Source organism: Caulobacter sp. KR2-114, assembly GCF_049446115.1.
In the GTDB taxonomy this organism is placed as follows: domain Bacteria; phylum Pseudomonadota; class Alphaproteobacteria; order Caulobacterales; family Caulobacteraceae; genus Acaudatibacter.
On the sequence record NZ_JBMSEC010000006.1, the window covers coordinates 259,023 to 284,723 of the forward strand.

22 protein-coding genes are annotated in these 25,701 nt (G+C 71.0%); 7 read left to right on the forward strand and 15 right to left on the reverse strand.

The annotated features are described in order from the left end of the window. Positions 1-17: 17 nt before the first annotated feature. Together ACO2Q3_RS20910 and ACO2Q3_RS20915 are read right to left on the reverse strand one after the other, a co-directional pair. Positions 18-8,627, reverse strand: a complete 8,610-nt coding sequence (locus ACO2Q3_RS20910) for a GH36-type glycosyl hydrolase domain-containing protein (protein ID WP_423310103.1) — start codon at positions 8,625-8,627, stop codon at positions 18-20. A 54-nt stretch (positions 8,628-8,681) separates the two neighbouring features. Beyond that, positions 8,682-8,885: a hypothetical protein gene (locus ACO2Q3_RS20915; protein WP_423310105.1), complete on the reverse strand. Its 204-nt coding sequence runs from the start codon at positions 8,883-8,885 to the stop codon at positions 8,682-8,684. A 267-nt stretch (positions 8,886-9,152) separates the two neighbouring features. Here ACO2Q3_RS20915 and ppsA point away from each other — a divergent pair, with 267 nt between their 5' ends. Together ppsA and ACO2Q3_RS20925 are read left to right on the forward strand one after the other, a co-directional pair. After that, positions 9,153-11,561: a phosphoenolpyruvate synthase gene (gene ppsA / locus ACO2Q3_RS20920; protein ID WP_423310107.1), complete on the forward strand. Its 2,409-nt coding sequence runs from the start codon at positions 9,153-9,155 to the stop codon at positions 11,559-11,561. 137 nt (positions 11,562-11,698) lie between these two features. Continuing rightward, complete coding sequence (locus ACO2Q3_RS20925; protein ID WP_423310109.1) at positions 11,699-12,151, forward strand: host attachment protein; 453 nt, start codon at positions 11,699-11,701, stop codon at positions 12,149-12,151. A gap of 48 nt (positions 12,152-12,199) precedes the next feature. On the opposite strand, the gene ACO2Q3_RS20930 is transcribed toward ACO2Q3_RS20925, so the two are convergent. Together ACO2Q3_RS20930 and ACO2Q3_RS20935 are read right to left on the reverse strand one after the other, a co-directional pair. After that, positions 12,200-12,433: a hypothetical protein gene (locus ACO2Q3_RS20930; protein ID WP_423310111.1), complete on the reverse strand. Its 234-nt coding sequence runs from the start codon at positions 12,431-12,433 to the stop codon at positions 12,200-12,202. Positions 12,434-12,537: 104 nt separating this feature from the next. After that, a complete protein-coding gene (locus tag ACO2Q3_RS20935; RefSeq protein ID WP_423310113.1) occupies positions 12,538-12,996 on the reverse strand; it encodes an Lrp/AsnC family transcriptional regulator in 459 nt (152 codons plus the stop codon). Positions 12,997-13,140: 144 nt separating this feature from the next. On the opposite strand from ACO2Q3_RS20935, the gene ACO2Q3_RS20940 reads away from it, so the two are divergent. Next, the gene (locus ACO2Q3_RS20940) at positions 13,141-14,370 is read left to right on the forward strand and encodes an argininosuccinate synthase (protein WP_423310115.1); all 1,230 of its coding nucleotides are present in this window, start codon (positions 13,141-13,143) and stop codon (positions 14,368-14,370) included. Between the two features lie 180 nt (positions 14,371-14,550). Here ACO2Q3_RS20940 and ACO2Q3_RS20945 read toward each other — a convergent pair whose 3' ends face one another. Next, positions 14,551-15,039, reverse strand: a complete 489-nt coding sequence (locus ACO2Q3_RS20945; RefSeq protein WP_423310117.1) for a hypothetical protein — start codon at positions 15,037-15,039, stop codon at positions 14,551-14,553. 148 nt (positions 15,040-15,187) lie between these two features. Between ACO2Q3_RS20945 and ACO2Q3_RS20950 the strand changes: the two genes are divergently transcribed. Both ACO2Q3_RS20950 and ACO2Q3_RS20955 read left to right on the forward strand, forming a co-directional pair. Further along, entirely contained in the window at positions 15,188-15,610 is a 423-nt protein-coding gene (locus ACO2Q3_RS20950; RefSeq protein WP_423310119.1) for a secondary thiamine-phosphate synthase enzyme YjbQ, read from the forward strand. 97 nt (positions 15,611-15,707) lie between these two features. After that, a complete protein-coding gene (locus ACO2Q3_RS20955) occupies positions 15,708-16,496 on the forward strand; it encodes a hypothetical protein (RefSeq protein ID WP_423310121.1) in 789 nt (262 codons plus the stop codon). 10 nt (positions 16,497-16,506) lie between these two features. Here the strand turns inward: ACO2Q3_RS20955 and ACO2Q3_RS20960 are convergent, their stop codons facing one another. Then, positions 16,507-18,174, reverse strand: a complete 1,668-nt coding sequence (locus ACO2Q3_RS20960) for a carboxylesterase/lipase family protein (protein ID WP_423310400.1) — start codon at positions 18,172-18,174, stop codon at positions 16,507-16,509. A gap of 10 nt (positions 18,175-18,184) precedes the next feature. Continuing rightward, positions 18,185-18,862, reverse strand: coding sequence for a TetR/AcrR family transcriptional regulator (locus ACO2Q3_RS20965; RefSeq protein WP_423310123.1), 678 nt, complete (start codon positions 18,860-18,862; stop codon positions 18,185-18,187). Between the two features lie 746 nt (positions 18,863-19,608). Between ACO2Q3_RS20965 and ACO2Q3_RS20970 the strand changes: the two genes are divergently transcribed. Then, the gene (locus ACO2Q3_RS20970) at positions 19,609-20,565 is read left to right on the forward strand and encodes a LysR substrate-binding domain-containing protein (protein WP_423310125.1); all 957 of its coding nucleotides are present in this window, start codon (positions 19,609-19,611) and stop codon (positions 20,563-20,565) included. 6 nt (positions 20,566-20,571) lie between these two features. Here the strand turns inward: ACO2Q3_RS20970 and ACO2Q3_RS20975 are convergent, their stop codons facing one another. The 3 genes from ACO2Q3_RS20975 to ACO2Q3_RS20985 form a co-directional block, all read right to left on the reverse strand. Next, a complete protein-coding gene (locus ACO2Q3_RS20975) occupies positions 20,572-21,015 on the reverse strand; it encodes a tautomerase family protein (protein WP_423310127.1) in 444 nt (147 codons plus the stop codon). A gap of 115 nt (positions 21,016-21,130) precedes the next feature. Then, positions 21,131-21,691, reverse strand: a complete 561-nt coding sequence (locus ACO2Q3_RS20980; RefSeq protein WP_423310128.1) for a TetR/AcrR family transcriptional regulator — start codon at positions 21,689-21,691, stop codon at positions 21,131-21,133. 83 nt (positions 21,692-21,774) lie between these two features. Continuing rightward, a complete protein-coding gene (locus tag ACO2Q3_RS20985; RefSeq protein ID WP_423310130.1) occupies positions 21,775-23,046 on the reverse strand; it encodes a cytochrome P450 in 1,272 nt (423 codons plus the stop codon). Between the two features lie 125 nt (positions 23,047-23,171). Here ACO2Q3_RS20985 and ACO2Q3_RS20990 point away from each other — a divergent pair, with 125 nt between their 5' ends. Continuing rightward, positions 23,172-23,816 (forward strand): TetR/AcrR family transcriptional regulator, encoded by a 645-nt coding sequence (locus ACO2Q3_RS20990; RefSeq protein WP_423310132.1) that lies wholly within the window; start codon positions 23,172-23,174, stop codon positions 23,814-23,816. Positions 23,817-23,842: 26 nt separating this feature from the next. Here the strand turns inward: ACO2Q3_RS20990 and ACO2Q3_RS20995 are convergent, their stop codons facing one another. Genes ACO2Q3_RS20995 through ACO2Q3_RS21015 form a run of 5 tightly spaced genes read right to left on the reverse strand, consistent with a single transcriptional unit; the run spans position 23,843 to position 25,668 of the window. Then, a complete protein-coding gene (locus ACO2Q3_RS20995) occupies positions 23,843-24,310 on the reverse strand; it encodes a hypothetical protein (protein WP_423310134.1) in 468 nt (155 codons plus the stop codon). Further along, positions 24,307-24,648 carry a hypothetical protein gene (locus tag ACO2Q3_RS21000; RefSeq protein WP_423310136.1) on the reverse strand — a complete coding sequence of 114 codons (342 nt, stop codon included), beginning with the start codon at positions 24,646-24,648 and terminating at the stop codon, positions 24,307-24,309. The genes ACO2Q3_RS20995 and ACO2Q3_RS21000 overlap by 4 nt, the downstream gene beginning before the upstream one ends. Next, positions 24,645-25,115: a glycoside hydrolase family 73 protein gene (locus tag ACO2Q3_RS21005; RefSeq protein WP_423310138.1), complete on the reverse strand. Its 471-nt coding sequence runs from the start codon at positions 25,113-25,115 to the stop codon at positions 24,645-24,647. The genes ACO2Q3_RS21000 and ACO2Q3_RS21005 overlap by 4 nt, the downstream gene beginning before the upstream one ends. Then, positions 25,115-25,405: a hypothetical protein gene (locus ACO2Q3_RS21010; protein ID WP_423310140.1), complete on the reverse strand. Its 291-nt coding sequence runs from the start codon at positions 25,403-25,405 to the stop codon at positions 25,115-25,117. Before ACO2Q3_RS21010 ends, ACO2Q3_RS21005 begins: the two co-directional genes overlap by 1 nt. Then, positions 25,402-25,668 (reverse strand): hypothetical protein, encoded by a 267-nt coding sequence (locus ACO2Q3_RS21015; RefSeq protein ID WP_423310142.1) that lies wholly within the window; start codon positions 25,666-25,668, stop codon positions 25,402-25,404. Before ACO2Q3_RS21015 ends, ACO2Q3_RS21010 begins: the two co-directional genes overlap by 4 nt. Between the last annotated feature and the right edge of the window lie 33 nt (positions 25,669-25,701).

A 25,701-nucleotide genomic window follows, 5' to 3' on the forward strand; every position in this document is an offset into this window, starting at 1 on the left:
CAGCGCGCCGATCGCCCTCAACCGGGTGCGTGCGCGCCCTCGGCGCCCGGACCCAGGGTGACGTGCACCCGATGGGTCTCGCCATCGCCAACCAGGGGGACCTTGCCCGCGGGGTCCAGCGGGCGACCGTCGAGGGTCAGGGTCGCGACGGCGCCGCCGTCGCCGGCAGGGTTGTCGACGGTGATCTCGTAGACGTCGCCGCCGTGGCGCAAGGTGGCCGAAAAGCCCGGCCAGGCGTGCGGGATACGGGGCTGGATGCTCAGCCCTCCGGCCGTGACCCGCAGGCCGAGAATGCCCTCGACGCCAGCGCGCTGCATCCAGCCGGCCGAGCCGGTGTACCAGGTCCAGCCGCCACGGCCGAGATGCTGCGGGGCGGCATAGACGTCGGCGGCGACCACATAGGGCTCGACCTTGTAGCGGTGCACGTCGGTGCGGGTGCGCGCATGGTTGATCGGGTTGAGGATCCAGAACAGGGCTGCCGCCTTGTCGCCTTCCCCCAACTCGGCAAAGGCCAGCACCGTCCACAGCGCGGCGTGGGTGTACTGGCCCCCGTTCTCGCGCACCCCCGGCGGATAGCCCTTGATGTAGCCGGGGTCGTGGTCGGAACGATCGAACGGCGGGGTGAACAGCAGGGCCAGGTTCTCCTGCGGCAGGATCAGGTCGCGTTCCAGCGACGCCATGGCCGCCCGCGCCCGCGCCGGGTCCGCCGCGCCGGACAGCACGGCCCACGACTGGGCGATGGAGTCGATGCGGCACTCGTCGCTGGCCACCGACCCCAGGGGCGCGCCGTCGTCGTACCAGCCGCGGCGATACCACTCGCCGTCCCAGGCCTCGTGCTCCAGCGACCGGCGCAGGGCGTCGACGTGGGCGCGCCAGGCGGCGGCCCGGGCGTCGCCGCGGCGCTCGGCGACGGCGGCGAACTGCGAGAGCACGACGATCTGGAACCATCCCAGCCAGACGCTTTCGCCTCGGCCGGCGAGGCCCACGCGGTTCATGCCGTCGTTCCAATCGCCGCCGCCGATCAGCGGCAGGCCATGCGCGCCCAGCGCCAGGCTGACCTCGATCGCGCGGGCGCAATGCTCGTAGACGTCGGCGACCTCGAGCGTCGTGTCGGGCTGGAAGAAGGCTTCGGCGTGGTCGGCCGCCAGCACGGGACCGCCGATGAAGGGCGCCGTCGCCTCGAGCAGGGATTCATCGCCGGTGGCCTCAAGGTAGTGGCAGACCCCCAGCGGCAGCCAGAGCCGGTCGTCGGATATCCGCGTTCGGACGCCCTGGCCGGTGTGCGGCAGCCACCAGTGCTGCACGTCTCCCTCCGGAAACTGCCGCCCCGCCGCGCGGATCAGGTGCTCGCGCATGATCTCCGGCCGGCTGGCGGCCAGAGCCATCACGTCCTGGATCTGATCGCGAAAGCCGTAGGCGCCGCTGGCCTGGTAGAAGCCGGTGCGGGCCCAGATGCGGCAGGCCAGGGTCTGATACAGCAGCCAGCCGTTGAGCATGATGTCCATCGACCGGTCCGGGGTCCGCACCTGCAGGGCGCCCAGGGTCCGCGTCCAGTGCGCGCGGACGTCTTCCAGCAGGCCGTCGAGGTCGGCGGCGCGCAGGGTTCCGACGATACGCCGGGCGTCCGCCTCGTCGGCCGCGTCGCCCAGCAGCAGCACGACCTCGATGCTTGCGCCCGGCGCCAGGTCGAACACCCGCTGCAGGGCGCCGCAGGGATCGAGACCCGCTCCGGTCCGCCGGGAAAGGGGAGCGCCGTCCGCCAGGGCGGCCGGGTCGTCGAGCACGCCGTTGCGACCGATGAACTCGCGGCGGTCGGCGGTCCAGCTCTGCTGCAGGCCGGCCATGTCCAGGAAGGCGACCCGCTCCGCGAAGCCGGGGTACCAGGCGTTCTGCGCCAGCATGGCGCCGGTCCGATCGTCGATGCGCGTGGAGACGAACGGCGCGGCGGCCTCGCGGGACGGGCCAAGCACCCATTCGACATAGCCGGTCACCGACAGCCGGCGGGCGCGCGTGGCGGTGTTGCGGATGGTCAGGCGGGAAATGCGCACCGGCAGGTCCAGCGGGACGTACTCCAGCAGGTCCAGGGCGAGGCCGCGCGCGGCGTGTTCGAAGCGACTGTAGCCGAACCCGTGCCGGGCGAGATAGGTCGCCGCCTCGTCGCGCACCGGCTGGGCCGTCGCGGTCCACAGCTCGCCGCTGGCCTGGTCGCGCACATAGATCACCTGGCCGGCGACCTCCGATACGGGGTCGTTCGACCATGGCGTCAGCTGGCGCTCCTTGGCGTTGCCCGACCAGGTGTGGCCGCCGCCCTCCGCGGTCACCTGGAAGCCGAATTCGGCGTTGGCGATCACGTTTCCCCAGGGGGCCGGGGTGGACTGCCCCGGCGCGGTGACGACCACGTATTCGCGCCCGTCGTCGGCGAAGCCGCCGAGGCCGTTGAAGTACTCGACCTCCGGCGGCGGGTGGGCGATCTGCAGGTCGGAGGGCGGGGGCGGACGGCGCGTCGAGGGCCGGAACAGCGCCCTGAGCTGCGGCGCATGGGCGATCTGGTCGGACAACCGGCCGCGCTCGCCCACAAGCACCACCCGCGCGGTGGACGCGAGGAGGGCGCGCAGGCCGTCGCTGATCAGGTCGGCGCGCAGGATGTAGATATGGCCGGCCGCCCGGTCCTGGGCCATCTGCGGCCGGGACTGGTTGGCGCGGACCACGGCCTCCAGCTCGACCTGCAGGTCGTGCACATAGGAGGCGCCGCGCTCGTTCAGGATCACCAGGTCTACCGCCAGCCGCTTGGCGCGGAGGTATTCGACGGCGTCCAGCGCCTCGCGCGCCAGGGGCGCCTGATGCGCATCGTCGATCCGCACCAGGATGATCGGCAGATCGCCGGAGATGCCGACGCTCCAGAGGTCGGGCTGTCCGCCGGCGCCGGCGCGCACCACGTCCGAGGGCGGCCGCAGGGTCGGGGAGGCGTAGATCAGGCGCGCGGCCAGCCGCTGGAACTGGCCCGCCTGGCCGCGGTCTATGCCGAGGTGGTGCAGCTGCACCTGGGCCTGGGTCCAGGCCAGGGCGGCGGCGCGCTCGAACGCCCCCTTGTCGTGGTGCTTGTCCACCAGGCCGAGGATCTCGCCGCGCGAGGCGGCCGCCATGGTCCAGAAGTCGATGCGCGCGCTGCGGCCCGGCGCGACCTGCACGCGCCGGCGCAGGACGAACACCGGGTCCAGCACCGTTCCGGTGGTGCCGGACAGGGGCCGTCCGCTGACCACCGCGATGGGCGCATGAATGCCCCGCCCGCGGCCGATGAAGCGCGCGCGGTCGGTCTCGAACTCGCGCTTGATGATGACTTCGCCTTCCACCACCGCCAGGTGGGCCGCCCAGATCTCGGGTTCCTCCGGCGCGCGGCGGCGGCGATGCGCCAGCAACGTTCCCGTCGCCGGCAGGTGCTCGGTCTCGACGAACAGCTTGGAGAAGGCCGGGTGTGAACGGTCGGCGGCGGCTGGGGCGAGCACCAGCTCGGCATAGGACGTCACCTCGATCTCGCGCACGGTGGGGCCCTGGTTGGTGATCGTCAGCCGGCGCACCTCGGCGTCGTCCTCCGCGGAGACCACGACTTCCAGGGTGGTGGTGATCGTTCCGTCCCGGCGCGCGAACTCGGCCTTCTCCTCGTTGAACACCACCTGATAGTCGCCGGCCGAGGCGGGGGTGGGCTGCAGCCCGGCCGACCACACCTCGTCGCTCTGCACGTCGCGCAGGAAGATGTAGCTGCCCCAGTCGTCGCAGGTCGGGTCCTCGCGCCAGCGGGTCACGGCGAAGTCGCGCCAGGTGCTGAAGCCCGAGCCCGCCGCGGTGAGCATCACCGCATAGCGGCCATTCGACAGCATGTGGGTGTCCGGCGTCGCGCTCCACGGGTCGGCCTCGCGCCAGCCGCCGCCTTCCGCCGTGCGGGCGCGGATCGCGGTGGCCGACTCCGCGACCAGCGGCGGGACCTCGACCACGTCGCGCGGCACCCGTTCCTGCAGCAGCAGGTCGGTGGCCTGGACCATGGGGTCGGCATGGAAGCGCTCGCGCATGCGGCCATCCAGCAGGGTGTCGGCCAGGGCGACGATGCTCATGCCCTGGTGGTGCGCCATGAAGGTGCGGACGATGGCGCCCTGTTCCCCCTCGGGCACGCGAGGGGGCGTGAAATCGATCGCCTCGTAGAAGCCGTGACGCCCGCTCGCGCCCAGCTCGGCCAGCCGCTGGAAATTGCGGGCGGCCGCGCGGGGGTCGACCATCGCCGCCAGCGCCGTGGCATAGGGAGCGATCACCAGATTGTCCGCCAGGCCACGCTTCAGGCCCAGGCCCGGCACGCCGAAGTTCGAATACTGGTAGGTGAATTCCAGGTCGCGGGCGTTGAACGCGGATTCCGATATGCCCCAGGGCCGGTGCTGGGCGCGGCCGTATTCGATCTGCCGGCGCACCACCAGTCGCCCGGTCTGTTCCAGCAGGGCGCCGCTCGGGGTGCGCATGACCAGGGCCGGCATCAGGTATTCGAACATCGAGCCCGACCATGAGATCAGCGCCGCGCCATCGCCGATCGGCGTCACCGCGCGGCCCAGGCGGAACCAGTGGCGGGCCGGCGCGTCGCCCTTGGCGATGGCGATGAAGCTGGCCAGGCGCGCCTCGGACGCCAGCAAGTCGTAGCAGTTCTCGTCGAGCAGGCCCTCGGAGGCCTGGAAGCCGATCGACAGCAGCAGCCGGTCCGGGTCCAGCAGGAAGGCGAAGTCCATCGCCAGCGCCATCGATCGGGCCGAGGCCTCCAGGAGGGCCAGCCGCTCGGCGAGGGGGGCGCCGGCGGGCGCCTCACCGTCACGGCGGTGGCTCTCGAGGCAACGCCGCGCCGCCTCCACCCAGAACAGCAGGTCAGAGCCGTCCGGCTCACCTTCCTCGATGGCCACGGCGTGAGCGGCGTCGGACAACCGCTCCAGGATGTCGTCCAGCGGATCGGGCAGCGGATCGGGCAGCGGCCCGGGCAGCGGCTCGGGGACCATCGCCTCCGTGTCCCAGGTCTGTCGATCAAGGTCGAGCCGCCGCGCGAACGCCTCCAGTTCCGCGGCGACGCGGCGCCGGGCCGGCGACCAGCCGGCGCCCACGCCCGGAAGCGCCTCCAGGGCCTCCCGGGCGAGCCCGAGGACGTCCAGCAGGCCGGCGCGGCGCGTGGCGGGGTCTGGTCGGTCGCTTGTCCACGCCCGGCAGGCGCCCGCCAGCGCGATCAGGTGACCCGCCAGATTGCCGCTGTCGACGGACGAGACATAGCCGGGCTCGAGCGGGCGAAGGTCCTCGGTGTCGTACCAGTTGTAGAAGTGGCCGTGGCTGCGGGCGAGCCGGCCCATGGTGGCCAGGGTCGCCTCCAGGCGCGCGACGGCCTCGCCCAGGCCGATCCAGCCCAGATCCTGGGCGCAGATCACCGACAGCAGGTAGAGGCCAATATTGGTCGGCGAGGTGCGCCGGGCCACCACCGGCTCGGGCGTTTCCTGGAAATTGTCCGGCGGCAGATGGTGCGAGCGGCCGGTGACAAAGGTCTCGAAGAAGCGCCAGGTGCGCCGGGCGATGCGCCGGAAGGCGGCCTGTTCCTCACTCGTCAGGGGACGGCGATCGCGGGAGGGCTCCGAACGGCTGGCCCAGAGCGCCACCGCGGGGGAGGCGATCCAGGCCGCGGCCAGCGGGCCGGCGATCAGCCAGGCCGCGCCGCCGGACCACCAGGCGACGCCCGCGGCGGCGGCCCCGGCGGCGACGCCCCCGGACATGCGGCGATAGAAGGCGCCCAGGGTCGGGCGTGGTCCGAAGGCCGCCTGCGCCGTCGGCGTCCACTCCAGCAGGTGTCGATGGGTCACGGTCAGGCGCCACAGGGTGCGCAGGATGGCGTCGCCCATCAGCCAGGCCTGGTGGCCCAGGAAGACGAGCATCAGCGACAGTTGCACGCCGGCCAGCCGCACATCGCCGCCGATGGCGCGCAGGTGCGCCAGCAACGGCACGCCCGGTCGCCGCCGGGCGACGGCCGCGGCCACGGGCAGCAGCGGCGGCAGGGCCATGGTGAGCAGGATGAACCCGGTCCACACGGCCGGCGCAGGGCTGGGCGCCGCGCAGGCCGCCAGCAGCGCCAGGACGTTGGACGGCGCAGACAGCGACCGCCGCAGGTTGTCCAGCATCTTCCAGCGCCCGATGGCCGGGACGCCGGCATAGGCGGCGGGATCGCAACCGGGCGGTCCGCGCCCGACGATCCAGGGCAGCAACTGCCAGTCGCCGCGCGCCCAGCGGTGGTGACGCAGGGCGGCCACGTCGTAGCGGGCGGGAAAGTCCTCCACCACCTCGGTGTCCGACGCCAGGCCGGCCCGGGCGAACACGCCCTCGAACAGGTCGTGGCTCAGGAGGGTGCGCTCCGGCGTGCGCCCGGCGAGCGCCGCCTCGAAGGCGTCGACATCGTAGATGCCCTTGCCGGTATAGGATCCTTCGCCGAACAGGTCCTGGTAGACGTCGGAGACGGCGGCGGCATAGGGGTCGATGCCGCTCGCGCTGGAGAATATGCGCAGGAACAGCGAACCTTCCCGGCCCACCGGCAGGGACGGGGTGACCCTGGGCTGCAACAGGGCGTAGCCCTCGACGACCCGGCCGCGCTGCGGGTCCAGGCGCGGACGGTTCAGCGGATGCGCCATCTTGCCGATCAGCCGCGTGACGGTCTCGCGCGGCAGGCGGGTGTCGGAATCCAGGGTGATCACGTAGCGGACGTCGGCCGGAACCGATGGCGGGTCGATGAAGCTGGTGTCGCTGGCCCCCCGCAGCAGGCGGTTGAGCTCCGAGAGCTTGCCACGCTTGCGCTCCCACCCGATCCAGCGCCCTTCACCGGGGTTCCAGAGCCGGCGGCGGTGCAGCAGCAGGAACCGGTCGGCGCCGGGCATGGGGCCATGGCGGCGATTGAGGTCGGCAACCCCCGCCCGCGCGGCCTCCAGCAGGGTCTGGTCGCCATCCGCCGTCTCGGCGTCGGCGTCGGCCCAGTCCGTGACCAGGGCAAAGTGCAGCGCCCCCTTCGGGCTGGAGAGGTAGTGGATCTCCAGGCGCTCGATCAGCGTGTCGATCGCCGGGCGCGACGTCAGCAGGGTGGGGATCGCCACCAGGGTGCGCAGGCGGTCGGGGATGCCCTCCTCCAGGCCCAAGGCGGGCAGCAGGGTGGCGCGAAAGCCGCGCGTGACCATCTGGTTGACGACGGCCACGGCCAGGTCGATCGCGGGCGCCACGCCCAGGACCCCGAGCGCCGCGAGCCAGACCCCGTGCACGCCGAGCCCGGCCAGGAGCAGCAGTGGGGCGGCCAGGATCAGCGACGCCACCACAGCCCCGGCGCCGACGTACCCGCTGATGCCCAGCCCGCGGTAGAGCCGGCCCGGCCTGTCGCGCCAGGGCGAGCGATAGCCGATCGCCGCCTCGAAGGCCGGTCGTCCTGCGGCGATCAGATAGTACCCGGGATCCGACAGCCGCGCCTGCACGCTGTCGGTGGCCAGGGCGCCGGCGGTGCGGGCCGCGGTCAGGGCGGCGCGCGCCACCTCGATCTCGCTCAGGTCCGAGCCGCGCGACAGCGCCTCGATGGCGCTGCGGTAGAGGTTGCGGGTGGGAAAATCCATTTCCGCCAGGCGGCTGCCGGCCGCCAGCACGGCGTCGACGAGGCTCACCCGTTCGACCAGTTCCGTCCAGTCCACGTTCGAGATCAGGCGCATGCTGGTGATGATGTTGCGCACGGTGATGCTGCCCGACATCTGGCGCAGATGCTCTTCGGCCACCACCGCCTCGGCGCTCGCGCCCCGCGCCGCCAGTCGCGCCTCGACCCAGGCGAGGGCGGGGGCGAGGCCGGGGTCCTGGTCGCGCAGGCGCTGGACCAGCTGTACGAAGAAGGCGTCAGGGAAGTCGGCCTGCTGCAGCGGCGCCAGGGCGACCTGCGGCGGCTCCGGCGCCTGGCCGCCCGCGCCCAGCAGACGGTCGGCCAGGGCGTTGGCCTGCTCCCGGGCGGTGCGGCTCGCCAGCACCCGATCCGCCAGCCGCCGCAGGTTCTCAACCAGCACCAGGCGCAGGCTGATGGCGATCGCCCACAGTTCGCCGATGGTGAGCGGCTGGACCTCCTGATAGGCGTGCACGTAGCGGCACAGCACCCCAGGATCGAACAGGCTGTCGTTGTGGGCGACGAAGGCCCAGCTGAGGCCGAACACCCGCGGAAGCCCGGCGAACGGCCCCCCCGCCAGCTTGGGCAGCTGGCGGTAGTAGCCGGGTGGCAGATGCGCGCGGACGTCCCGGATCTGCTCCTCGACCACGTGGAAGTTGTCGATCAGCCACTCTGCGGCAGGTGTGATGGCGGAGCCTTCCTCGACGGCCGTCGCCGTGTCGCGGAAGGCGCCGATCAGGGCCGCTTCGTTGGAGGCCAGCCGCCGGGCCAGTTCGTCATGGCCGCGACCATGGCCTGGGGCGGTCGTCTGGGCTGCGGCCAGGGCGCGCGCATGCTCCTCCAGCCGCTCGACGCCGAACAGTTCCGACCGGATCGGCTGGCTATCCCACCGGAACCGCTGGCCGTCCTGCGCAAGAAGGCCTGGCGCGAACCGAGGCTGCTCCCGCACGCTTCGCGACGCCTTGCGTCGGTGGGGCGCGGCTGCAGCCATCATCAACCCCGATCAGGTCTGCCTGCCGTGCGGGACCCGTTGGATCGAACGCAGCAAGAATGACAGGCGGTCGGCCGAAAGGCGGTCGCCTGCCCCTGGCGGACCGCCCGGTTCCGGGTCGTCGATCACCACTTCCGCCTGCTGGTGATGGCGGCGGAGCGCCTCGCACAGGCTGCTCGCCTCCTGGACTGCCAGGGCGCGCGACCAGAAGGGCATGCACATTCCATTGCCCAGCCGTACGCTCCACCCCTGCGGCTCTCTGACGACCCTGAAGGTATGCATGCCCGGCGTCCCTGCTCGCCATAAGGGTTTCATTAACCACGCCTTCCGGGGCGAGGCCCTTGATGCAGATCAAGGTTGCCCGACCATTGGACGTTCGCGAGCACGGCGCCCTCGACAGGGCGCCGCCTTGAGGGAGGTCAAGGCGCACGTTCGGTCCTGCAAGGCAGGGTGCTGGCTGAATCTGGCGGAAGGACCCAGCACATGGCCGAGGCGACAGGCTACGTCCGCTGGTTCGATGACATCGGCCTTGCCGACGTACCGCTGGTCGGCGGCAAGACCGCGTCCCTGGGCGAGTTGCATCGGCTGCTGAAGGGGGCGGCGGTGACCGCGCCCGACGGCTTCGCCCTCACGGCGGCGGCCTATCGCGACGCCCTGGCCGGGGCGGGGATCGCCAGCCAGCTGGCCGCCCTGTTCAGCGGACTGGACCTGACGGACGTGGCGAGCCTCGCCGAGCGGGCGGCGCAGGCCCGGGCGCTGGTCTATGCGGCCACGGGAGGCGAGCGCCTGGCCGGTGAGATCCGCCGGGCGTACCGCACCCTGAAACGCCAGTACGGACCCGGACTCACCGTGGCGGTGCGCAGCTCGGCCACGGCCGAGGACTTGCCCACGGCCAGTTTCGCCGGCCAGCACGAGACCTTTCTGCATGTGAAGGGCGAGGCGGCGGTGGTCGACGCGTGCCGACGATGTTTCGCCTCGCTGTTCACCGACCGGGCGGTGGTCTACCGCGCGGACAACGGCTTCGATCACATGAAGGTCGCCCTGTCGGTCGCGGTGATGCGCATGGTGCATTCCGACCGCGCCAGCAGCGGGGTGACCTTCACCCTCGACACCGAGACCGGCTTTCGCGACGTGGTCTTCGTCACCGGCGTCTACGGCCTGGGCGAGACCCTGGTGCAGGGCGCCGTAGGGGCTGATGAGTTCTATGTGCACAAGCCCACCCTGCGGCAGGGCCATCGCATGGTGCTGCACCGCACGCTCGGCGAGAAGGCGACGCGGCTGGTCCGGCAGGGCGGGGCGCTGAAGACCTTCGCCGTCGCCCGCAGGGACCGCGATCGCTTCTGCCTCACCGACGCCGAGGTGCTGGACCTGGCCGACGTCGCCGTGCGCATCGAGGATCACTATTCCACCCGCGCCGGCCGGCCCACGCCGATGGACATCGAGTGGGCCAAGGACGCCGGCGACGGGCGCCTCTATGTGCTTCAGGCCCGGCCGGAGACGGTCGCCTCGCGCCGCGACGCCGCCACGCTCGAGACCTGGCGCCTCGATGCGCCGCCGGCGGCCGCCCTGGTCACCGGCCGGGCGGTGGGCGAGCGGATCGCCGGCGGGATCGTGCGCCGGGTGGACGGCTCCGCCGACCTGGAGGCGTTCCAGCCCGGCGAAGTGCTGGTCGCGCGAACCACCAGCCCGGACTGGCAGCCGGTGATGAAGACCGCCGGCGCCATCGTCACGGACGAGGGCGCGCGCACCTGTCACGCCGCCATCGTCGCGCGCGAGCTGGGGGTGCCCGCGGTGGTGGGCGCCGGGGACGCCACCACGCGCCTGGCCACCGGTCAGACGGTGACGGTGTCCTGCGCCGAGGGGGAGGCGGGGCATGTCTACGATGGGGCGGTCCCGTTCCGGGTGGAGCGCGTGGATCTGGATACGGTGGCCCATCCGCGCACCCGGGTGATGCTCAACCTGGCCCAGCCCGGCCGCGCCTTCCATGTCGCCGCGCTGCCCGCCGCGGGCGTGGGCCTGGCGCGCATGGAGTTCATCATCTCCGAACAGATCCGCCTGCACCCCATGGCGGCGGCGCATCCGGAGCGCCTGACCTCGGCGAGGGAGCGGGCGGAAGTGGCGCGCCTCAGCCGCGCGGACCCCAGCCCGCGGGACTATTTCGTGCGCAGCCTGGCCGAGGGCGTGGGCATGATCGCCGCCGCCTTCCATCCACGGCCGGTGATCGTGCGGCTGTCCGACTTCAAGACCAACGAATACGCCCAGCTGGTGGGCGGCGCGGACTTCGAGCCGGCGGAGGAGAACCCGATGCTGGGCTTCCGCGGCGCCGCCCGCTACGCCCACCCACGCTATGCCGACGGCTTCGCCCTGGAATGCGCTGCGCTGCGGCGCGTACGCCAGGAGATGGGCCTGACCAACCTCAAGGTGATGGTCCCGTTCTGCCGCCGGGTGGACGAGGCGCGCCAGGTGCTGGCCGCCATGGCCGCGCACGGCCTTCGCCGCGGTGAGGACGGGCTGGAGGTCTACGTGATGTGCGAGATCCCCAACAACGTCATCCAGATCGACGCCTTCGCCGCCGAGTTCGACGGCTTTTCCATCGGCTCCAACGACCTGACCCAGCTGGTGCTGGGTGTGGACCGCAATTCCGAGGTGGTGGCGTTCGACTTCGACGAGCGCGACCCGGGGGTTCTGGAAATGCTGCGCCTGGCGATCACCGGGGCGAGGCGCAACGACCGGCCGGTGGGCATCTGCGGCGAGGCGCCGGCGACCTATCCTGAGATCGTGCCCATGCTGGTGGCCGCCGGCATCGACAGCCTCAGCGTCAACGCCGACAGCCTGCTCCGGACATTGCAGATCGTCGCCGAGGCGGAGGCGGCCGCGGCCCGGCCGGCTTGAGGCAGGTCAAGGCGCGGCGCCGGACAAGGCGCATCCTGAGGCCGTCTCCGCTCGGGAGAGGCCCTTCGTTCCGGGCCTTTCGGCGGCCACGCGCGCAGGGCGGCCCGACGCATTGCGCGATCTCTGAGGTTAAGCCCATGGCCAGGTTCCTGTTCGTCATCACCGATGGCGGTCACGCGCGACTGGTGGAACGGTCATCTGAAACGGGCGACTTCATCACCGTGGAGAAGCTGGAGAACCACAGCGCTCGCAAGGGTCCGCCCTACGCCGGGCGCGGCGGCGCGCCGACCGAGACCATGGGCGGGCCGGACGGCCATCGCCATGCCGTGGCGCGCGAGGATCAGGCCCGCGCCGGCAAGGAGGCGTTCGTCTCGCAGGTGGCCGAACGCGTCACCAGCCTGGCGCGCAGCAGGGCGCTGGACGGCGTGGTGCTGGCGGCGCCGAAGCGCCTGGTCGGCCAACTCCGCGATGGGCTGGGCAAGGACGTCCATGTCGTCGACGTGCTGGGCAAGGATCTGACCAAGGTGCGCGATCACGATCTGGGCGAATGGTTCGGCGGCCTGAACTACAGCCGGATCGCCCAGGTCTGAGGTGAAGGCTTCTGACGCCTTGCTTCCGAGGCGCGCGGGATCCGGACTTCAGGCTGCATCGCTTGCGGCGCCGCCGCCATCACGTTCGCCGCGGTGCTCCAGAGGCTCCACGTCGCCATGCTCGATCCGGCCCACGAACCGGCCGCCGCACCACAGGTCGACTGGCCTGCGCCCGCTCTGGCGGCGGGCCTGAGCCAGCGCCGCCTCGTCGGAGTCGGCGGTGATTTCGGTCCACCCGGCATAGCCGCCGGCCGTTGTCATGCTGAACGCGCGATAGATCACTGCCTGCCCCAACGATGTCGGGTTCCCGACACGCCCAACGCGCAAGCTCGGCGCGGGTTGCTCGGACAATCCGCCACCGTCGCCCGACGGGCCTGGCGGGCGCTCTAGACCGGAATTTCGCCGGCGCGCTTGACGGTCGCCATGGGCACGTCGGTCTTGACGTTGCGGACATTGGCGATGCGCGTCAGCCGGTCGGCCTGGAAACGCCAGTAGGCGTCGAGGTCCGCCACCACGATGCGCAGCAGGGCGTCGCAGTCGCCGACCATCAGGTGGCACTCGACGATCTGCGGCAGGTCCTGGATGGCGGCGATGAAGCCGGCGGTGCTTTCGGCGTCCTGGCCCCGGAACCAGACCCGGGCGAACACCGTCAGCCCCAGGCCGACCTTGCCGCCGTCGACCACCGCCGCATAGCGCTCGATCACCCCGGCCTCTTCCAACAGCCGCACCCGGCGCAGGCAGGGCGAGGGCGAAAGACCCACCTCGCGCGCCAGCTCGACATTGGCCATCCGCCCGTCGCGCTGCAGGGCGCGCAGGATGCGGCGGTCCAGGGCGTCCAACGTCATTGGCAGAAGCTCCTGATTATTGCGCCATGTTTGGCACATTGAGCCAATTCAGCTCTCTATCGCGGCATCTTTGCACGGAAATGGCGCGCTGACTTGCCTAACCTTGCGCAGCGGCCCCGTTCGGTCGCGGACAGGAGACAGGGCATGGACGCGCAGGCGCCGGCGAGAAAGGTGGTGCTGGCCTATTCGGGCGGGCTGGACAGCTCGATCGTGATCCGCTGGTTGCAGTCGCGGCTGGGGGCGGAGGTGGTGACCTTCACCGCCGACCTGGGGCAGGGCGATGAACTGGGTCCGGCGCGCGAGAAGGCTCTCGGGCTGGGCGTGCGCCCCGAGCATGTGTTCGTGGAGGATCTGCGCGAGGACTTCGTGCGCGACTTCGTGTTCCCGATGTTCCGCGCCAACACCGTCTACGAGGGCCAGTACCTGCTCGGCACGGCGATCGCCCGGCCGCTGATCGCCAGAGCTCTGGTGGAGGTCGCCCGGCGGACCGGGGCGGACGCCGTGGCGCACGGCTCGACAGGCAAGGGCAACGATCAGGTGCGCTACGAACTGGCCGTCACTGCGCTGGCCCCGGACCTGCGGGTGATCGCCCCCTGGCGGGAGTGGGACTTCAAGTCCCGCGAGGCGATGCTGGAATACGCCGAGCAGAACCAGATCCCGATCGCCAAGGACAAGCGCGGCGAGGCGCCGTTCAGCGTCGATGCGAACCTGCTGCACTCCTCGTCGGAGGGCAAGGTGCTGGAGGACCCGGCGCTGGAAGCCCCCGAGTTCGTGCACCAGCGGACGATCTCGCCGGAGGATGCGCCCGACAAGCCGACCATCTTCACGATGGACTTCGAGAAGGGCGACCCGGTCGCCATCGACGGCGAGCGCCTGTCGCCGGCGGCGCTGCTGACCAAGCTGAACCAGCTCGGCCACGACAACGGCGTCGGCCGCCTGGACCTGGTGGAGAACCGCTTCGTCGGCATGAAGTCGCGCGGCGTCTACGAGACCCCCGGCGGGACCATCCTCTTGGCCGCCCACCGCGGCATCGAGTCGATCACCCTCGACCGCGGCTCGATGCACCTGAAGGACGAGCTGATGCCCCGCTATGCGGAGCTGATCTACAACGGCTTCTGGTTCGCCCCCGAGCGCGAGATGCTGCAGGCCGCCATCGACCTGTCGCAGCAGATGGTCACCGGCCAGGTCCGCGTGAAGCTCTACAAGGGCAACGTCACCGTCATCGGCCGCACCAGCCCCTATTCCCTCTACGACCAGGACCTGGTCACCTTCGAGGAGGGCAAGGTCGCCTACGACCACCGCGACGCCGCCGGCTTCATCCGCCTCAACGCCCTGCGCCTGAGGGTCAAGGCCAACCGGGACCGCAGGGCGTAGGCGCCGTTCCTCCCTCCCCTTCATGGGGAGGGACAGCCCGCAAAGCGGGCAGGGTGGGGAACGCCTGCCGGTGCATAGACTCATCGGACTGGCCGGCGCACGGCCCCGCACTTCCCCACCCTGATCGCTGCGCGATCTTTCCCTCCCCACAAGGGGGAGGGAGGCAGAGTGCGGCGCCGGCTACTCCGCCATAACCTCCGCCTCGGTGCGGATCAGCGCGGTCAGGGCCGCCAGGATCAGGGCTTCGCCCATCTCCGCGGAGCGGCCGCACGCCGGCGGCTCGCCGGGGCGGGAGAGCTGGGCTTCCCAGAGCGGACTGTCGACGTCGAGCAGCTCCAGCCGCAGCGCCTGGTCGGACAGGCCGGTCTGGCAGGTCCAGGCGAAGGCGTCCTCCGCGCAGGTCAGGTAGAAGGGGACCACCGCGCGCCCCGCCTGGCCGCCGCAACCTGGCGCGCCACCCTCGATCACCCAGTGCGCGCCCCGGAGCCGGAGGCCGCACCGGCGGCAGACGCTGCTCTCGTGCTCGCCGGTCAGGCGCACCGGCTGGTCGCTGACCAGATGGAACAGCTCCACGTCCAGGGCGCGGCGATCGGCGGCGTCGCGCGCCTCGATGCGCTGGCGAAGGCGGCGAAGCGCGGGGCGGGAAAGGGAGCGAGGTTGCGGCGCCATGATGTCCTCCGGCGTATGAGGAGACCTTGGCTGGTCGCTGCGTCAGAAACGGACGTGACCCGCCAGCCCTGGACAGCCTGGGAAGCGTGGCTGAAACCAGGCCGCGGCCGGGGCGCTTGGCCACCGGGGCCACTGTGGAGATCGCGCCATGATGCGGCAGGCGGCGGGGACCTTGAGCTTCGAGACCCACGGCCAGGGCCTGGTCGATATCACCCGCGCGGTGCGCGGCTGGGTCGGCGACCAGGGGATGAACACTGGCCTGCTGACCCTCTTCTGCCGCCACACCTCGGCGTCGCTGCTGATCCAGGAGAACGCTGCACCGGAGGTGCGCTCCGACCTCGAAGCCTTCTTCGCGCGGATCGCGCCGGAGGATCGCCGGCTCTACGCTCACGACGACGAGGGGCCGGACGACATGCCGGCGCACATCCGGACGGCCCTGACCCAGGTGTCGCTGCAGATTCCGCTGATCGATGGGCGCCTGGCGCTGGGGACCTGGCAGGCCGTCTACCTGTTCGAGCACCGCCGTGCGCCGCATAGCCGTCAGGTCGTCTGCCTGCTGCAAGGAGAATAGGTCGCGCCCCCGCATTGGGAATCGCCAATCTCGGCGCAAGGCGGCGGCGATGCGGCGCGCTATAGGACCATGCGCGAAGCCTCGTGGAGACCCTCGCTTGACCACCGCCGCCACTGCCCCCAAGGACTTCGTCGCCAGCAAGGCGCCCGCGGTGACCCTCGGATTCTGGGTGATCAAGATCCTGGCGACCACCCTGGGCGAGACCGGCGGCGATACGGTCACCATGACCTTCAACTGGGGCTATCTGGCCGGGACGGCCCTGTTCCTGGGGCTGCTGGCCGTGCTGGTGGTGGTGCAGATCCGGGCCCGGCGGTTCCACCCGGCGCTGTACTGGGCGACCATCGTGGCCTCGACCACGGCGGGCACCACCATGGCCGACTTCGCCGACCGCTCGTTGGGCATCGGCTATGCGGGCGGCGCCAGCCTGCTGCTGACTCTGGTGGTGATCTCGCTGGCCGCGTGGCGATGGGTGGAGGGCACGGTGTCGGTGGACAGCGTCACCACGCCGAGGGCGGAAGCCTTCTACTGGCTGACCATCACCTTCTCGCAGACCCTCGGCACGGCGCTGGGCGACTGGATGGCCGACGACACCGGCCTGGGCTACCTGGGGGGCGCGGCCGTGTTCGCCGCGGCGATCGCCCTTGTGGCCGCAGCCTATTTCTTCACCCGGGTCTCGCGCGTGCCGCTGTTCTGGGCCGCCTTCATCCTGACCCGCCCCCTGGGCGCGACCGTGGGGGACTTCCTGGACAAGCCGCTGAACGACGGCGGTCTGGCGCTCAGCCGACCGATGGCCAGCCTGGTGATCGGCGTGGTGATGGTGCTGCTGATCATGGTGCTGCCGCAGCGGGCCGGCGGCCACGCGCCGGCGGCCAGACCGGCGGCCTGAAGGCCTGGCGTCAGTCGCAGCCGGAGACCTTGGCCGGCGTCGACGGTCCCGCCGGCCCCGGCAGCCAACCCCAGGGCCGGGCGGCCTTGGCGCGGCGGCAGGCGATGGCCTCATTGAGCGGATACATCCCCGGCATCGGATCGTGCCCGGCCACCGGCGTGGCGGCAAAGTCCATATAGCCTTTCGCGTCACCATAGGCCGGCCACGCCGGCGCGCCGGCGGCGGTCGGCGCCCCGCCCTGCGCAAAGCTGGCCCAATAGCCGACCATGGCGTCGCTCAGGGCGGCTTCGGCGGGCGTGTCCGGCGGCCGCGGCCAGTGGGGCGGCAGCCGGTCCAGCGTGCCGAAGGCGAACGGAATCTCCGCGGCGTGGAAGGCATGCAGGCCGGCGCCGTCGGCGGCGGGGTAGCCGTGATCGAAGACGTACAGATAGGCCGGCTGGCCCAGGGCGGTCTGCTTGTCCGCCACGCGCTGGGCGGTCCAGCCGTAAAGGGCGTCGCGACTGGCGGCCAGCAGCGACTCGTCTTCGGTCGCCGCCGGATAGAGCTTGAGGTAGGCGTCGGCGAGGTCGCCATAGCGGCTGCGGATGGCCGCCTCGTACCCCGCGGCCCCGCCTGAAGGGGGCTTGGGGACCAGGCCGCGCAGTGATCGGGTCTCGCCGGTGGTGAAGCCGGCCATGACCGCCACAGGCGCCTGCTCGCCCCGGTCGAAGGTCTCCGTCAGCTGGCGCGGCAACAGGCGCCCGTCGGCGACGCCCATGGGTAGGAAGCCGGCCATCGTCGCCCGGTTGGTCAGGGTGCGCGCGTCGAGGGCGCGGAGCGCGGTCAGGTCCTGGGCGCCCAGGCTCAAGCCGATCAGCTCGCCCACCTTCTCGGCCGCAGGGGCGCCAAAACCGGCGCGCTTCAGGGCCGGGGCCGGGACCATGTAGCCGCTCTGCACGATGGCCCGCTGGAAGAGGCCGCGGGCGGGCGGCGCGGCCATCAGGTAGAGCACCGACAGCGCGCCCGCCGACTGCCCGGCGATGGTCACCTTGTCCGGGTCGCCCCCGAAGGCGGCGATGTTGCGCTTCACCCAGGCCAGGGCGGCGATCTGGTCCATCAGGCCATAGTTGCCGGATATCCCTGCCGGCGACTCGGCGCTGAGCTCTGGGTGCGCCAGCCAGCCTAGCACGCCCAGCCGGTAGTTGATGGTCACCACCACCAGGCCCTGCGCGGCCAGCCGCGCGCCGTCGTAGGACGCGTCGCTTCCGGAGCCGCCGAGCAGGGCGCCGCCATGGATCCAGACCAGCACCGGAGCGCCCTTGGCCTGTGGCGGCGTCCAGATGTTGAGGCTGAGGCAGTCCTCGTCCATCCGCGCGGGGCTGTCGCCGTAGAGGCCGCCGGGCGGGGCCACGGGCTGCATGCAGGCGGGACCGAAGGTCGTGGCCTCGCGCACGCCGGTCCAGGGGTCCGCCGGCCGCGGCGGTCGCCAGCGCCAGGCCCCGGTAGGCGGCTGGGCATACGGCAGACCGCGGAACACGCGCACGCCGCCCTCGACCGCGCCATGCACGGCGCCGGCCTGCGCCTCGACGGTCAGCGCGTTGTCGCCTGGCGTCTGGGCGTGGGTTTGCGTGGCCAGGGCGAACAGCGCCCCGGCCAGGCATCCGGCGATCCGCCGAACGATGGCGCGCGCGCGGGTCAGGGCGGCGCGCTCAAGGCTGGGCGCTCAGGGCCAGGAAGCCGGCGGCCATGAACCTGGCCATCCGCTGCTTCACCGCCTCGAAGTCGGCCGAGGCGCAAAGACCGCCGGACAGGCGATCGATGCGGCCCGTGCGGGCCAGGGTATTCATCAGCGAGCCGGTGACGAAGTGGTAGCCCCAGAAGATGTCCGCCTCCGGCGTGCCCGGCAGCGCGCGCTTGAGGATCGACACCAGCTTCAGCACCACGGGGTCGAAATGCTCGTCCATCAGCGCCGCGCCCTCGGGGGTATTGCTGACCCGCGCGCAGAAGGCGGCCCAGTTCATCCACGGCTCGCCGCCCTGGATGTAGAGGTCCAGATCGGTATCGAGGAAGGCGTGCAGCGCGCCCTCCACGGTCGGATGGTCGCCGGTCTCGGCCTCATAGCGCTCGAGGGCCGCGATCCGCCGTCCACTGGTGGTGGCGGCGCGGCGGGCGAAAACGGCGTCGAACAGCTCGCGCTTGTCGGCGAAATAGTAGTGCAGCAGCGTGGTGTGCACGCCGACCCGCAGGGCCACGTCGCGCAGGGTGACCCCATGCAGCCCGCTGCGCGAGAACAGGTATTCGGCCGCGTCGAGAATCTGCTCCAGGGTCTCGGCGCGCTGCTCGGCCTTGGTGCGGCTCGTCCGCTTCGCCGTGGAACGCTCGCTCATCAGGCCCTCCTGCGACGGGCCGCGCCCGCGATGCGCGTAGTCTGCACGCCGCCGGGCCTTGTCAATCCTGCACGCGGGCGGGGCGCCCAACCTCAGTACGTGGGTCTTCAGGGTGGTTCCTCCGCAGCCGGTTCGGCCCCGCGCTCTATGTCGCGTGAGCAGAGGCTGTGTTTGCTCGGCGGACCTGTCAACAGTAATTCAGTCGATAGTGAAGATCATTGAGATCGAGGCGCGCCGGCCGGGCGACACGCCCGTGCGTGTTTCCGTCGTCCGACGAGGCGGGCCGCCGAAGCGCTTCGCCGGGTGCGCAGGTTGCTGGGGGGGCGAGTGGGGAGCGCGCATTGTCCGCTGCCGGCTACACCTCTTGCTCCTCAAGATTAGACGCGGCGGCACTGCGGTCGGAATTTCGTGCCGCGCGCCGACGCCAGAACGGATGCGGCGTTTCTCCGAAGCGCCAAATCAGCAAAGAATAATCCAAGACGTGCGCTATCCTGCCATTTTTCGGCAAGGCCATGCCGCTCACGTCAAAATTGTCCGTGGCAGAGCCCACTGGCTGCTGCTATAGGCTGCGCCGCGCCGGGCCGAAATCGAATGTATTTATCCCATTCGATTGCGCGCGATATTTGTACCGTAGTGACAAAATGCTCTGTCGCAACGTCACCGTCTGCGCATTTGTGACAATGGTGCAAATCTATTTCGATGCATTGATTGTCATTGCTTAACAGTACCAATCGGCGGGCGGCAGGATGAAGAGGATCAGCACCACATCAGTTGTTGTTCGCGGCGGTCAGGAGACGGACCTGCCGACGCTCAGCGCTCTGCGCGTCCTGGAGACCCTTTCGCGCCATCCCACGATGCGCAGCGCCGGTGAGGAACTGGGTATTACCCATGCCGCCATCAGCACGACGCTCTCCAAGCTGGAGCAGAGGCTGGGCGCGCTGCTGTTCAACCGCGAACCCGGCGCGCTGACCCCGACCGCTGCCTGCCTTGAACTGATCGAGGCCTATCGGGGCGCAGCAGACCTGCTGGGCCGCGCCGTGGAGGACGTGCAACGCGCCCGTCCGGCGTCTATCACCATCAGCATGCCCAGCTGCGCGGCGGCGGCATGGCTTTCCGGGGCGTTCGGCCGTCTCCAGGCGCAGATCCCCGACGCGGCGGTGCGCACCCATGCCGACGGCGAAATGCCGGACTTCCGTCGTGTGGACGTCGCGATCATCGCCGGCGGCGTGACGCCGCCGGACGGCTTCGAAGGACTGGCCCTGTTCGACGAGCGCGTGTTTCCCGTGTGCTCGCCCGCCTATGCGGCGGATCACGACCTGTCGACACCCTCGGCAGTCGCCAGGCTGCCGCTACTGCTGCACAGCCGGCGGGCGTGGCGGTCATGGCTGAACCGGGCGGGCTTCTATAGTGAGCCGGTGCTGCGCGGTGTCGAGATCGGCGATCCGGCCCTCGGCATGCAGGCCGCGCTGGCGGGGCAGGGGCTGTTCCTGGCCTGCACCGTGGTGGCCTGGGCGGCTATCGGCGAGGGCAGGCTGGTGGCGCCGATCGACGTCTCGCTTCCCACGGGGCGGCGCACGTGGGTGGTGTGGCGGCGCACGCCGCGCCCCGCCGACGACCTCTGGCGGTTCATCGACTGGATCCAGGCCGAGCTGCCGCAGGGCGAGACCGGACACACCGAATTGTTGCTGGACGTCGCTGCCTGAGGGCCGCTACCCGGCTGGCGCGCCTTCGCCCTCGGCGTACGCCGTGGCGCGGTTGTCCGTCTTCCAGCGAACCTCCGCCACCGAGTCCGGCAGCGGCGGGCGCAGACCCTCGATCGACCAAAGGCTGAACGGCGTCTCGTCGACGTGCATCTCCCAGCGCAGGTCCCGCTCGCCCAGATAGGGCGACAGCAGGCGGCTGACCGCCTTGAGGAATTTGCCCTTCATCGACTCTTCGCTGAACTGCCGGGCGATGTGGTCGACCCAGATGCGCACGAAGTCGTCGGCCGGCTCGCCGCCGATGTAGAAGTTGTCCGTGGAAACCTCCTGGAACACGACGCCGACGTAGAACTTGGGCAGCTGGGCGTAGATCGAGGTGATCCGCTCGGCCATGGCCCGCTTGTCCTGCGCCGAGAAGGCGTCGACGGGATGATAGATCTTCCAGAGCGGCATCGGCGATCTCCCGCCCCATCGGGCGTCGTGGACGAACAATAATGATGATAAATATCATCATTGAGTCCGCGTGGCTGTCAAGGGACACGCCCGGGCCAGGCGATCGGATATACGCTCAGATCATCGCGGCGCAGGCGGCGCGGGCGGCCGCCAGCAGTTCCTCGCTCAGCGGATCGCCGTCGGGGGTCGCGCGGGCCAGGGTAAGGGCGCCGGTCAGGCGACAGAGCAAGTCCACCGCCTGGGTCCGGCGCTCAGCGTCGCCCAGCGCCGGTGACAGGCGCGAGGCAAAGGCGTTGATCATCTCCTCCGTTCCCCTGGCTAAGGCGCTGCGCACAGGGTCCGGCTGGCGCGGGGCATCGCCGGCCAGGGCGGCCGCCGGGCAGCCCCGGCCCCGCGCGCGTCGATGCAGATCGGAAAGGTAGTCGTCCGTCATGGCCTGAAGCGTTGCGGCGCGTTCACGCTGGGCGGCCATCTCGGCAAAGGCGTGCTCCAGCGCCTCCACGGCCAGGGCTTCCTTGGACCGGAAGTGATTGTAGAAGCCGCCATGCGTGAAGCCGGCGGCTTTCATGATGTCGGCCACGCTGACCCCATCGAAGCCGTGCTCGCGAAACAGCCTCGAGGCCGCTTCGACCACCCGCCTGTGGTTCTCGCTCGCCTGCTCTGACGTGATGCGCATGGAAGCCCTGTCTCAATGAGGTCGGCCGACATCATTGAGCGCCGTGGGCTGGATATCAACCGTCCCTTGCGGCCTCCGCGGCGCTACTCGAACACGTAGCGGATCGGCAGCTTCTTGGGCCCGTTGACGAAATTGGCCTCGGACAGCTGCGCCTCGCCGGCCAGCTCGACCGACTTCAGGCGGGGCAGCAGCTCCTCCCAGAGGATGCGCATCTCCATCTTGGCCAGATGCTGACCCAGGCAGAGGTGGGCGCCATAGCCGAAGGCCAGGTGCCGGTTGGGGCTCCGGTCGACGCGGAACTCGAGCGGCGCCTCGAACACCGTCTCGTCGCGGTTGCCCGACGGATAGCAGAGCATGAACCACTCGCCCGCCTTTACCCGCCGGCCGGCGATCTCGGTGTCGCGCGCGGCGCTGCGCATGAAGTGGCGAACCGGCGTGGTCCAGCGGATCGACTCGTCCACCAGGCCGCCGATCAGCGAGGGATCGGCCTTGACCTTGGCCAGTTGGTCCGGCCGTTCGGCCAGGGCCCACATGGCGCCGGCCGTCGAAGACGAGGTGGTGTCGTGGCCGGCGGTGGCGATGATCACGTAGTAGGACACGGCGTCGAAGGCGGAAATCCGCTCGCCGTCGATCTCGGCGTTGGCGATCACGCTGGCGACGTCGTCGCGCGGGTTGGCCCGCCTGTCCTCGGTCAGGGCGTTGAAGTAGCCAAAGAAGTCGGCCAGCACCGCCTGGATGGCCATCTGCCGAGCCTCGGGCGACTCGTCGCCCCCGCGCCGCAGATCGGGATCGGTGGCGCCGAACAGTTCCTGGGTCAGCTGCAGCATGCGCGGCTCGTGCTCGGCCGGAACGCCCAGGATCTCCATGATCACGTGCAGCGGATAGTGCAGCGCCACCTCGTTGACGAAGTCGCATTCGCCGCCAAGTGCTTCCATGCGCGCCACCACCTGGCGGGCCAGCTCGCGGATGCGGCCCTCCAGCTTGCGCAGGTTCTGCGGCATGAACCACGCCTGGGTCAGGGCGCGGTACTTCATGTGATCCGGCTCATCCATCTGCACCAGGGTGTAGAGCAGCGGACGCCCCTGAGCCTTGGCGGCGCGTCCCGCCTCGACGGCCTGGTGCGGCGCCAGCGTCGAGGGGAAGTCGCCGTACGGGAACAGGCTGTTGTCGCGGCTGATCTCAAGGATGTCGGCGTGGCGGGTGACCAGGTGGAAGGGGTCGAAGCCGTCGATCTGCGCCCGGGCGAACGGATCGTTCTGGCGCAGCCAGGCATAGGCCGCGTTCAGCCGCGCCGGGTCGGCGTGGGCCTTGGGGTCGACGACGGTGGCGACGCATTCGGCGGTGGTGAGGGCCATGGGCAGGACGGCTCCGGGTCAGGCGTTGGCAGGAGGGCGCGCGGGCGTCAGAAAGCTATCGTCCGCGACGCCGCGCTGGCCTTGCGGAGTCGATAGCCGCAACATATTAGCCGGACAACTACTAAATGGCTGACGACGTGCTCAAGCATTCCCCAGCGACACCCCCGAAGGCTCGACGCACCCAGGCCGCTCGCCGTGCGGAGTCTGGGCGCGGGCTGGTGCAGGCCGTGGTGTCGATCGTTTCCGAGCAGGGTGTCGGCGCGGCCACCTTCGAAGCGATCGGCGCCCGCGCCGGCTACAGCCGCAGCCTGGTGACCCAGAGGTTCGGCTCCAAGCGGGGCCTGATCGATGCGGTGATCGAGCACGCGCACACCGCCTTCGAGGCCGTCCGCCTGGATCGTCGCCCCGACGAACTGACCGGCCTCGAGGCGCTGCTGCTGATGATGGACGTCTATCTGACCGCCCTGGCGACCAGCGAGGAGCTGCGCACCTATTTCATGCTGCTGTCGAGCGCGGTCGCCGAGGTCAGCGAACTGCGCGCCGCCTTCGCCGCCCAGCACGAGCGGGTCCGCGAGCGCCTCGCCGCCCTGGTCGCCCAGGGCCAGGCCGATGGATCCATCCGGCCCGGCCTCGACGCTGACGCCGCGGCCCTGATGATCGGCAGCCTGGAGCTGGGGCTCTCGGTGCAGCTGCTGGTCGACCCCAAGATGGACCTGGACCCCATCCGCCGCACGGCGCTGGACACCGTGCGGGCGAGCTTCGGCGCCTGAGCCTTGGCTGACCGGCCAGCCGCGCCCTAGTGGGCGAGGGCCGTGGCCGAGGCGGTTTCGGGGACGGCCTTGCTGCAGTCCTTGGAGGCGGCGACCACGTCCGCGGTCGGCGCTGCGCCCCCGCCCAGCGCGGCATAGCGCGCCGAGGCGCCTGCGGCCGACATGGTGTTGGCCGCCACGGCGATCTGCGGGCTGGCACCGCCCGTACCCGTGGCCGAGGCCGTCGCGCTGCCGTGCAGGATCGAATAGGCGTCCAGCGGCACGGCCCGGCCGCATTCGTCCTGGCCCAGGATCGGCGTCTTGCCGTCGGCGGCCAGCGCCGGCACGAAGTGGCCTTTCAGCGTCACGGCGCCGGCCGTGGCCCCGGTGCCGCCATTGATGTTCGCCCCCTGCGCCGAGGCGTCCATCGAGGCGATGTCGCCCTTGAAGGGGGTGGCGCAGGCGGCCAGGCCCAGTGCTGAGCCGGCCGCAGCTGAAATGAGCAGGATCTTCACGGCGTCACCTCGATTTTCGGGCATTGCGCCCGGGTTGCCCCGGCCAAGCGGTCGAGGAGGGAAGGATCGGAGACCGGCGCATGGACCAGGGCCGCGCTGCAGGCGCGGACATCGATCAGGTCGCAGTCCAGGCGCGCGAGGCCGGCGGTGCCGAACCCGCAGCCATAGGACAGGCCGGCGGCCCGGGCGCTGACACTCACGGCCTGCGCGTCTCCGCGGCTGATATGCACGCCGAACGGATAGACGCCGACGCTCGGCCGGCCGCCCTCGGCCCGCACCGAGACCACCGCGCACCCGGCCAGCGCCGGGAGCAGCGCCAGGGCGGCGAGCGGCCTCACGCCGGCTGCGCCACCGGGGCGGCTGCGCCTTGTAGCGCATCGTACTGCGCCAGCTCGTCGCCGTGGATGATGGCGACCAGCTCGGCGCCGTAGTGCGGGTCGGTGGCATAGACGCCGGTGAGAGCGTTGGCGAAGGCCTCGACGTTCGGCAGCAGGCTCCGCGCGCGGGCGTAAGGCGCGCCGGTGGCCAGCAGCCGCGCATGGTGCTCGAAGGCGTCGGCGATGGATGCGAAGGCGCGGAATGGCGCATTCACCAGGATGTAGCGGCCGTGCACGAACTCCCGCGTCGGCACGCTCACTGACGGCTGGCCGGGCAGGGCCTTTATGCCGAAGGGGTTCCAGGAACCTGGCGGCATGTGCTGGCCCCAGCCGCTCTCCAGCCCGTATTGCGCGAGGCTGATGCTCGCCGGGATCTTCCACTTGCCCTCTGCGGCCCTGGCCGCAGCGATGACGTCGGGGTTCAGCATCACAGGCCATGTCCTTGTTGCAGGGCGGGGGACTCCGGGAGCGGATCAGCGGTCGCGGGCGGCGGCGGGTCGCCGGGGCCGGGGCGTCGCTCGGCCGCCTTGCTGGCGCCGAAATAGAACCCGGCCGCCAGGTTGATCAGGCCGGTGATGACGATCGCCTGGGCCAGGGTCTTGAACAGGTCGTCGTGGCGCAGGTCCGGGAAGGCCGCAGCCAGGACCAGCGCCAGGACGGTGAGCAGGAAGAGCCCCAGCGAGAAGCAGCCCTGGGCGTCGGGAAGCGAAAGCCTCATCGGCCTCTCTCCGGCTGGTCGAGGCGCGCCTCTATGCGGGTCAGGCTGTCGGAGAGCTGGCGCGTACGCTCGTCCAGCCGCGCAAGCGCCGGCGGCACGGTGTTCATCTGGTCAGCCCGCGCCTCGAGCGCCTTCACCCGCCCGTCGACGCCGGCGGCCCACCAGCCGATGGCGACGGCCTGGCTCAGGAAGCCGGCCACAACCCAGATCGGAATCTCCCAGGTGATGCGGAAATGCGGGCGGCCGGGGTCTTCAGGAAGCATGGCGGCATCCTTCGGGCTGGGGGGGCGTGACGT

Bases quoted from the DNA above. Each gene is read 5' to 3' on its own strand.
- ACO2Q3_RS20915 (WP_423310105.1), bottom strand. From the start codon at position 8,885: ATGCCCTTCTGGTCGCGCGCCCTGGCAGTCCAGGAGGCGAGCAGCCTG.
- ppsA (WP_423310107.1), top strand. From the start codon at position 9,153: ATGGCCGAGGCGACAGGCTACGTCCGCTGGTTCGATGACATCGGCCTT.
- ACO2Q3_RS20925 (WP_423310109.1), top strand. From the start codon at position 11,699: ATGGCCAGGTTCCTGTTCGTCATCACCGATGGCGGTCACGCGCGACTG.
- ACO2Q3_RS20935 (WP_423310113.1), bottom strand. From the start codon at position 12,996: ATGACGTTGGACGCCCTGGACCGCCGCATCCTGCGCGCCCTGCAGCGC.
- ACO2Q3_RS20940 (WP_423310115.1), top strand. From the start codon at position 13,141: ATGGACGCGCAGGCGCCGGCGAGAAAGGTGGTGCTGGCCTATTCGGGC.
- ACO2Q3_RS20945 (WP_423310117.1), bottom strand. From the start codon at position 15,039: ATGGCGCCGCAACCTCGCTCCCTTTCCCGCCCCGCGCTTCGCCGCCTT.
- ACO2Q3_RS20950 (WP_423310119.1), top strand. From the start codon at position 15,188: ATGATGCGGCAGGCGGCGGGGACCTTGAGCTTCGAGACCCACGGCCAG.
- ACO2Q3_RS20965 (WP_423310123.1), bottom strand. From the start codon at position 18,862: ATGAGCGAGCGTTCCACGGCGAAGCGGACGAGCCGCACCAAGGCCGAG.
- ACO2Q3_RS20970 (WP_423310125.1), top strand. From the start codon at position 19,609: ATGAAGAGGATCAGCACCACATCAGTTGTTGTTCGCGGCGGTCAGGAG.
- ACO2Q3_RS20975 (WP_423310127.1), bottom strand. From the start codon at position 21,015: ATGCCGCTCTGGAAGATCTATCATCCCGTCGACGCCTTCTCGGCGCAG.
- ACO2Q3_RS20980 (WP_423310128.1), bottom strand. From the start codon at position 21,691: ATGCGCATCACGTCAGAGCAGGCGAGCGAGAACCACAGGCGGGTGGTC.
- ACO2Q3_RS20985 (WP_423310130.1), bottom strand. From the start codon at position 23,046: ATGGCCCTCACCACCGCCGAATGCGTCGCCACCGTCGTCGACCCCAAG.
- ACO2Q3_RS20990 (WP_423310132.1), top strand. From the start codon at position 23,172: ATGGCTGACGACGTGCTCAAGCATTCCCCAGCGACACCCCCGAAGGCT.
- ACO2Q3_RS21005 (WP_423310138.1), bottom strand. From the start codon at position 25,115: ATGCTGAACCCCGACGTCATCGCTGCGGCCAGGGCCGCAGAGGGCAAG.
- ACO2Q3_RS21010 (WP_423310140.1), bottom strand. From the start codon at position 25,405: ATGAGGCTTTCGCTTCCCGACGCCCAGGGCTGCTTCTCGCTGGGGCTC.
- ACO2Q3_RS21015 (WP_423310142.1), bottom strand. From the start codon at position 25,668: ATGCTTCCTGAAGACCCCGGCCGCCCGCATTTCCGCATCACCTGGGAG.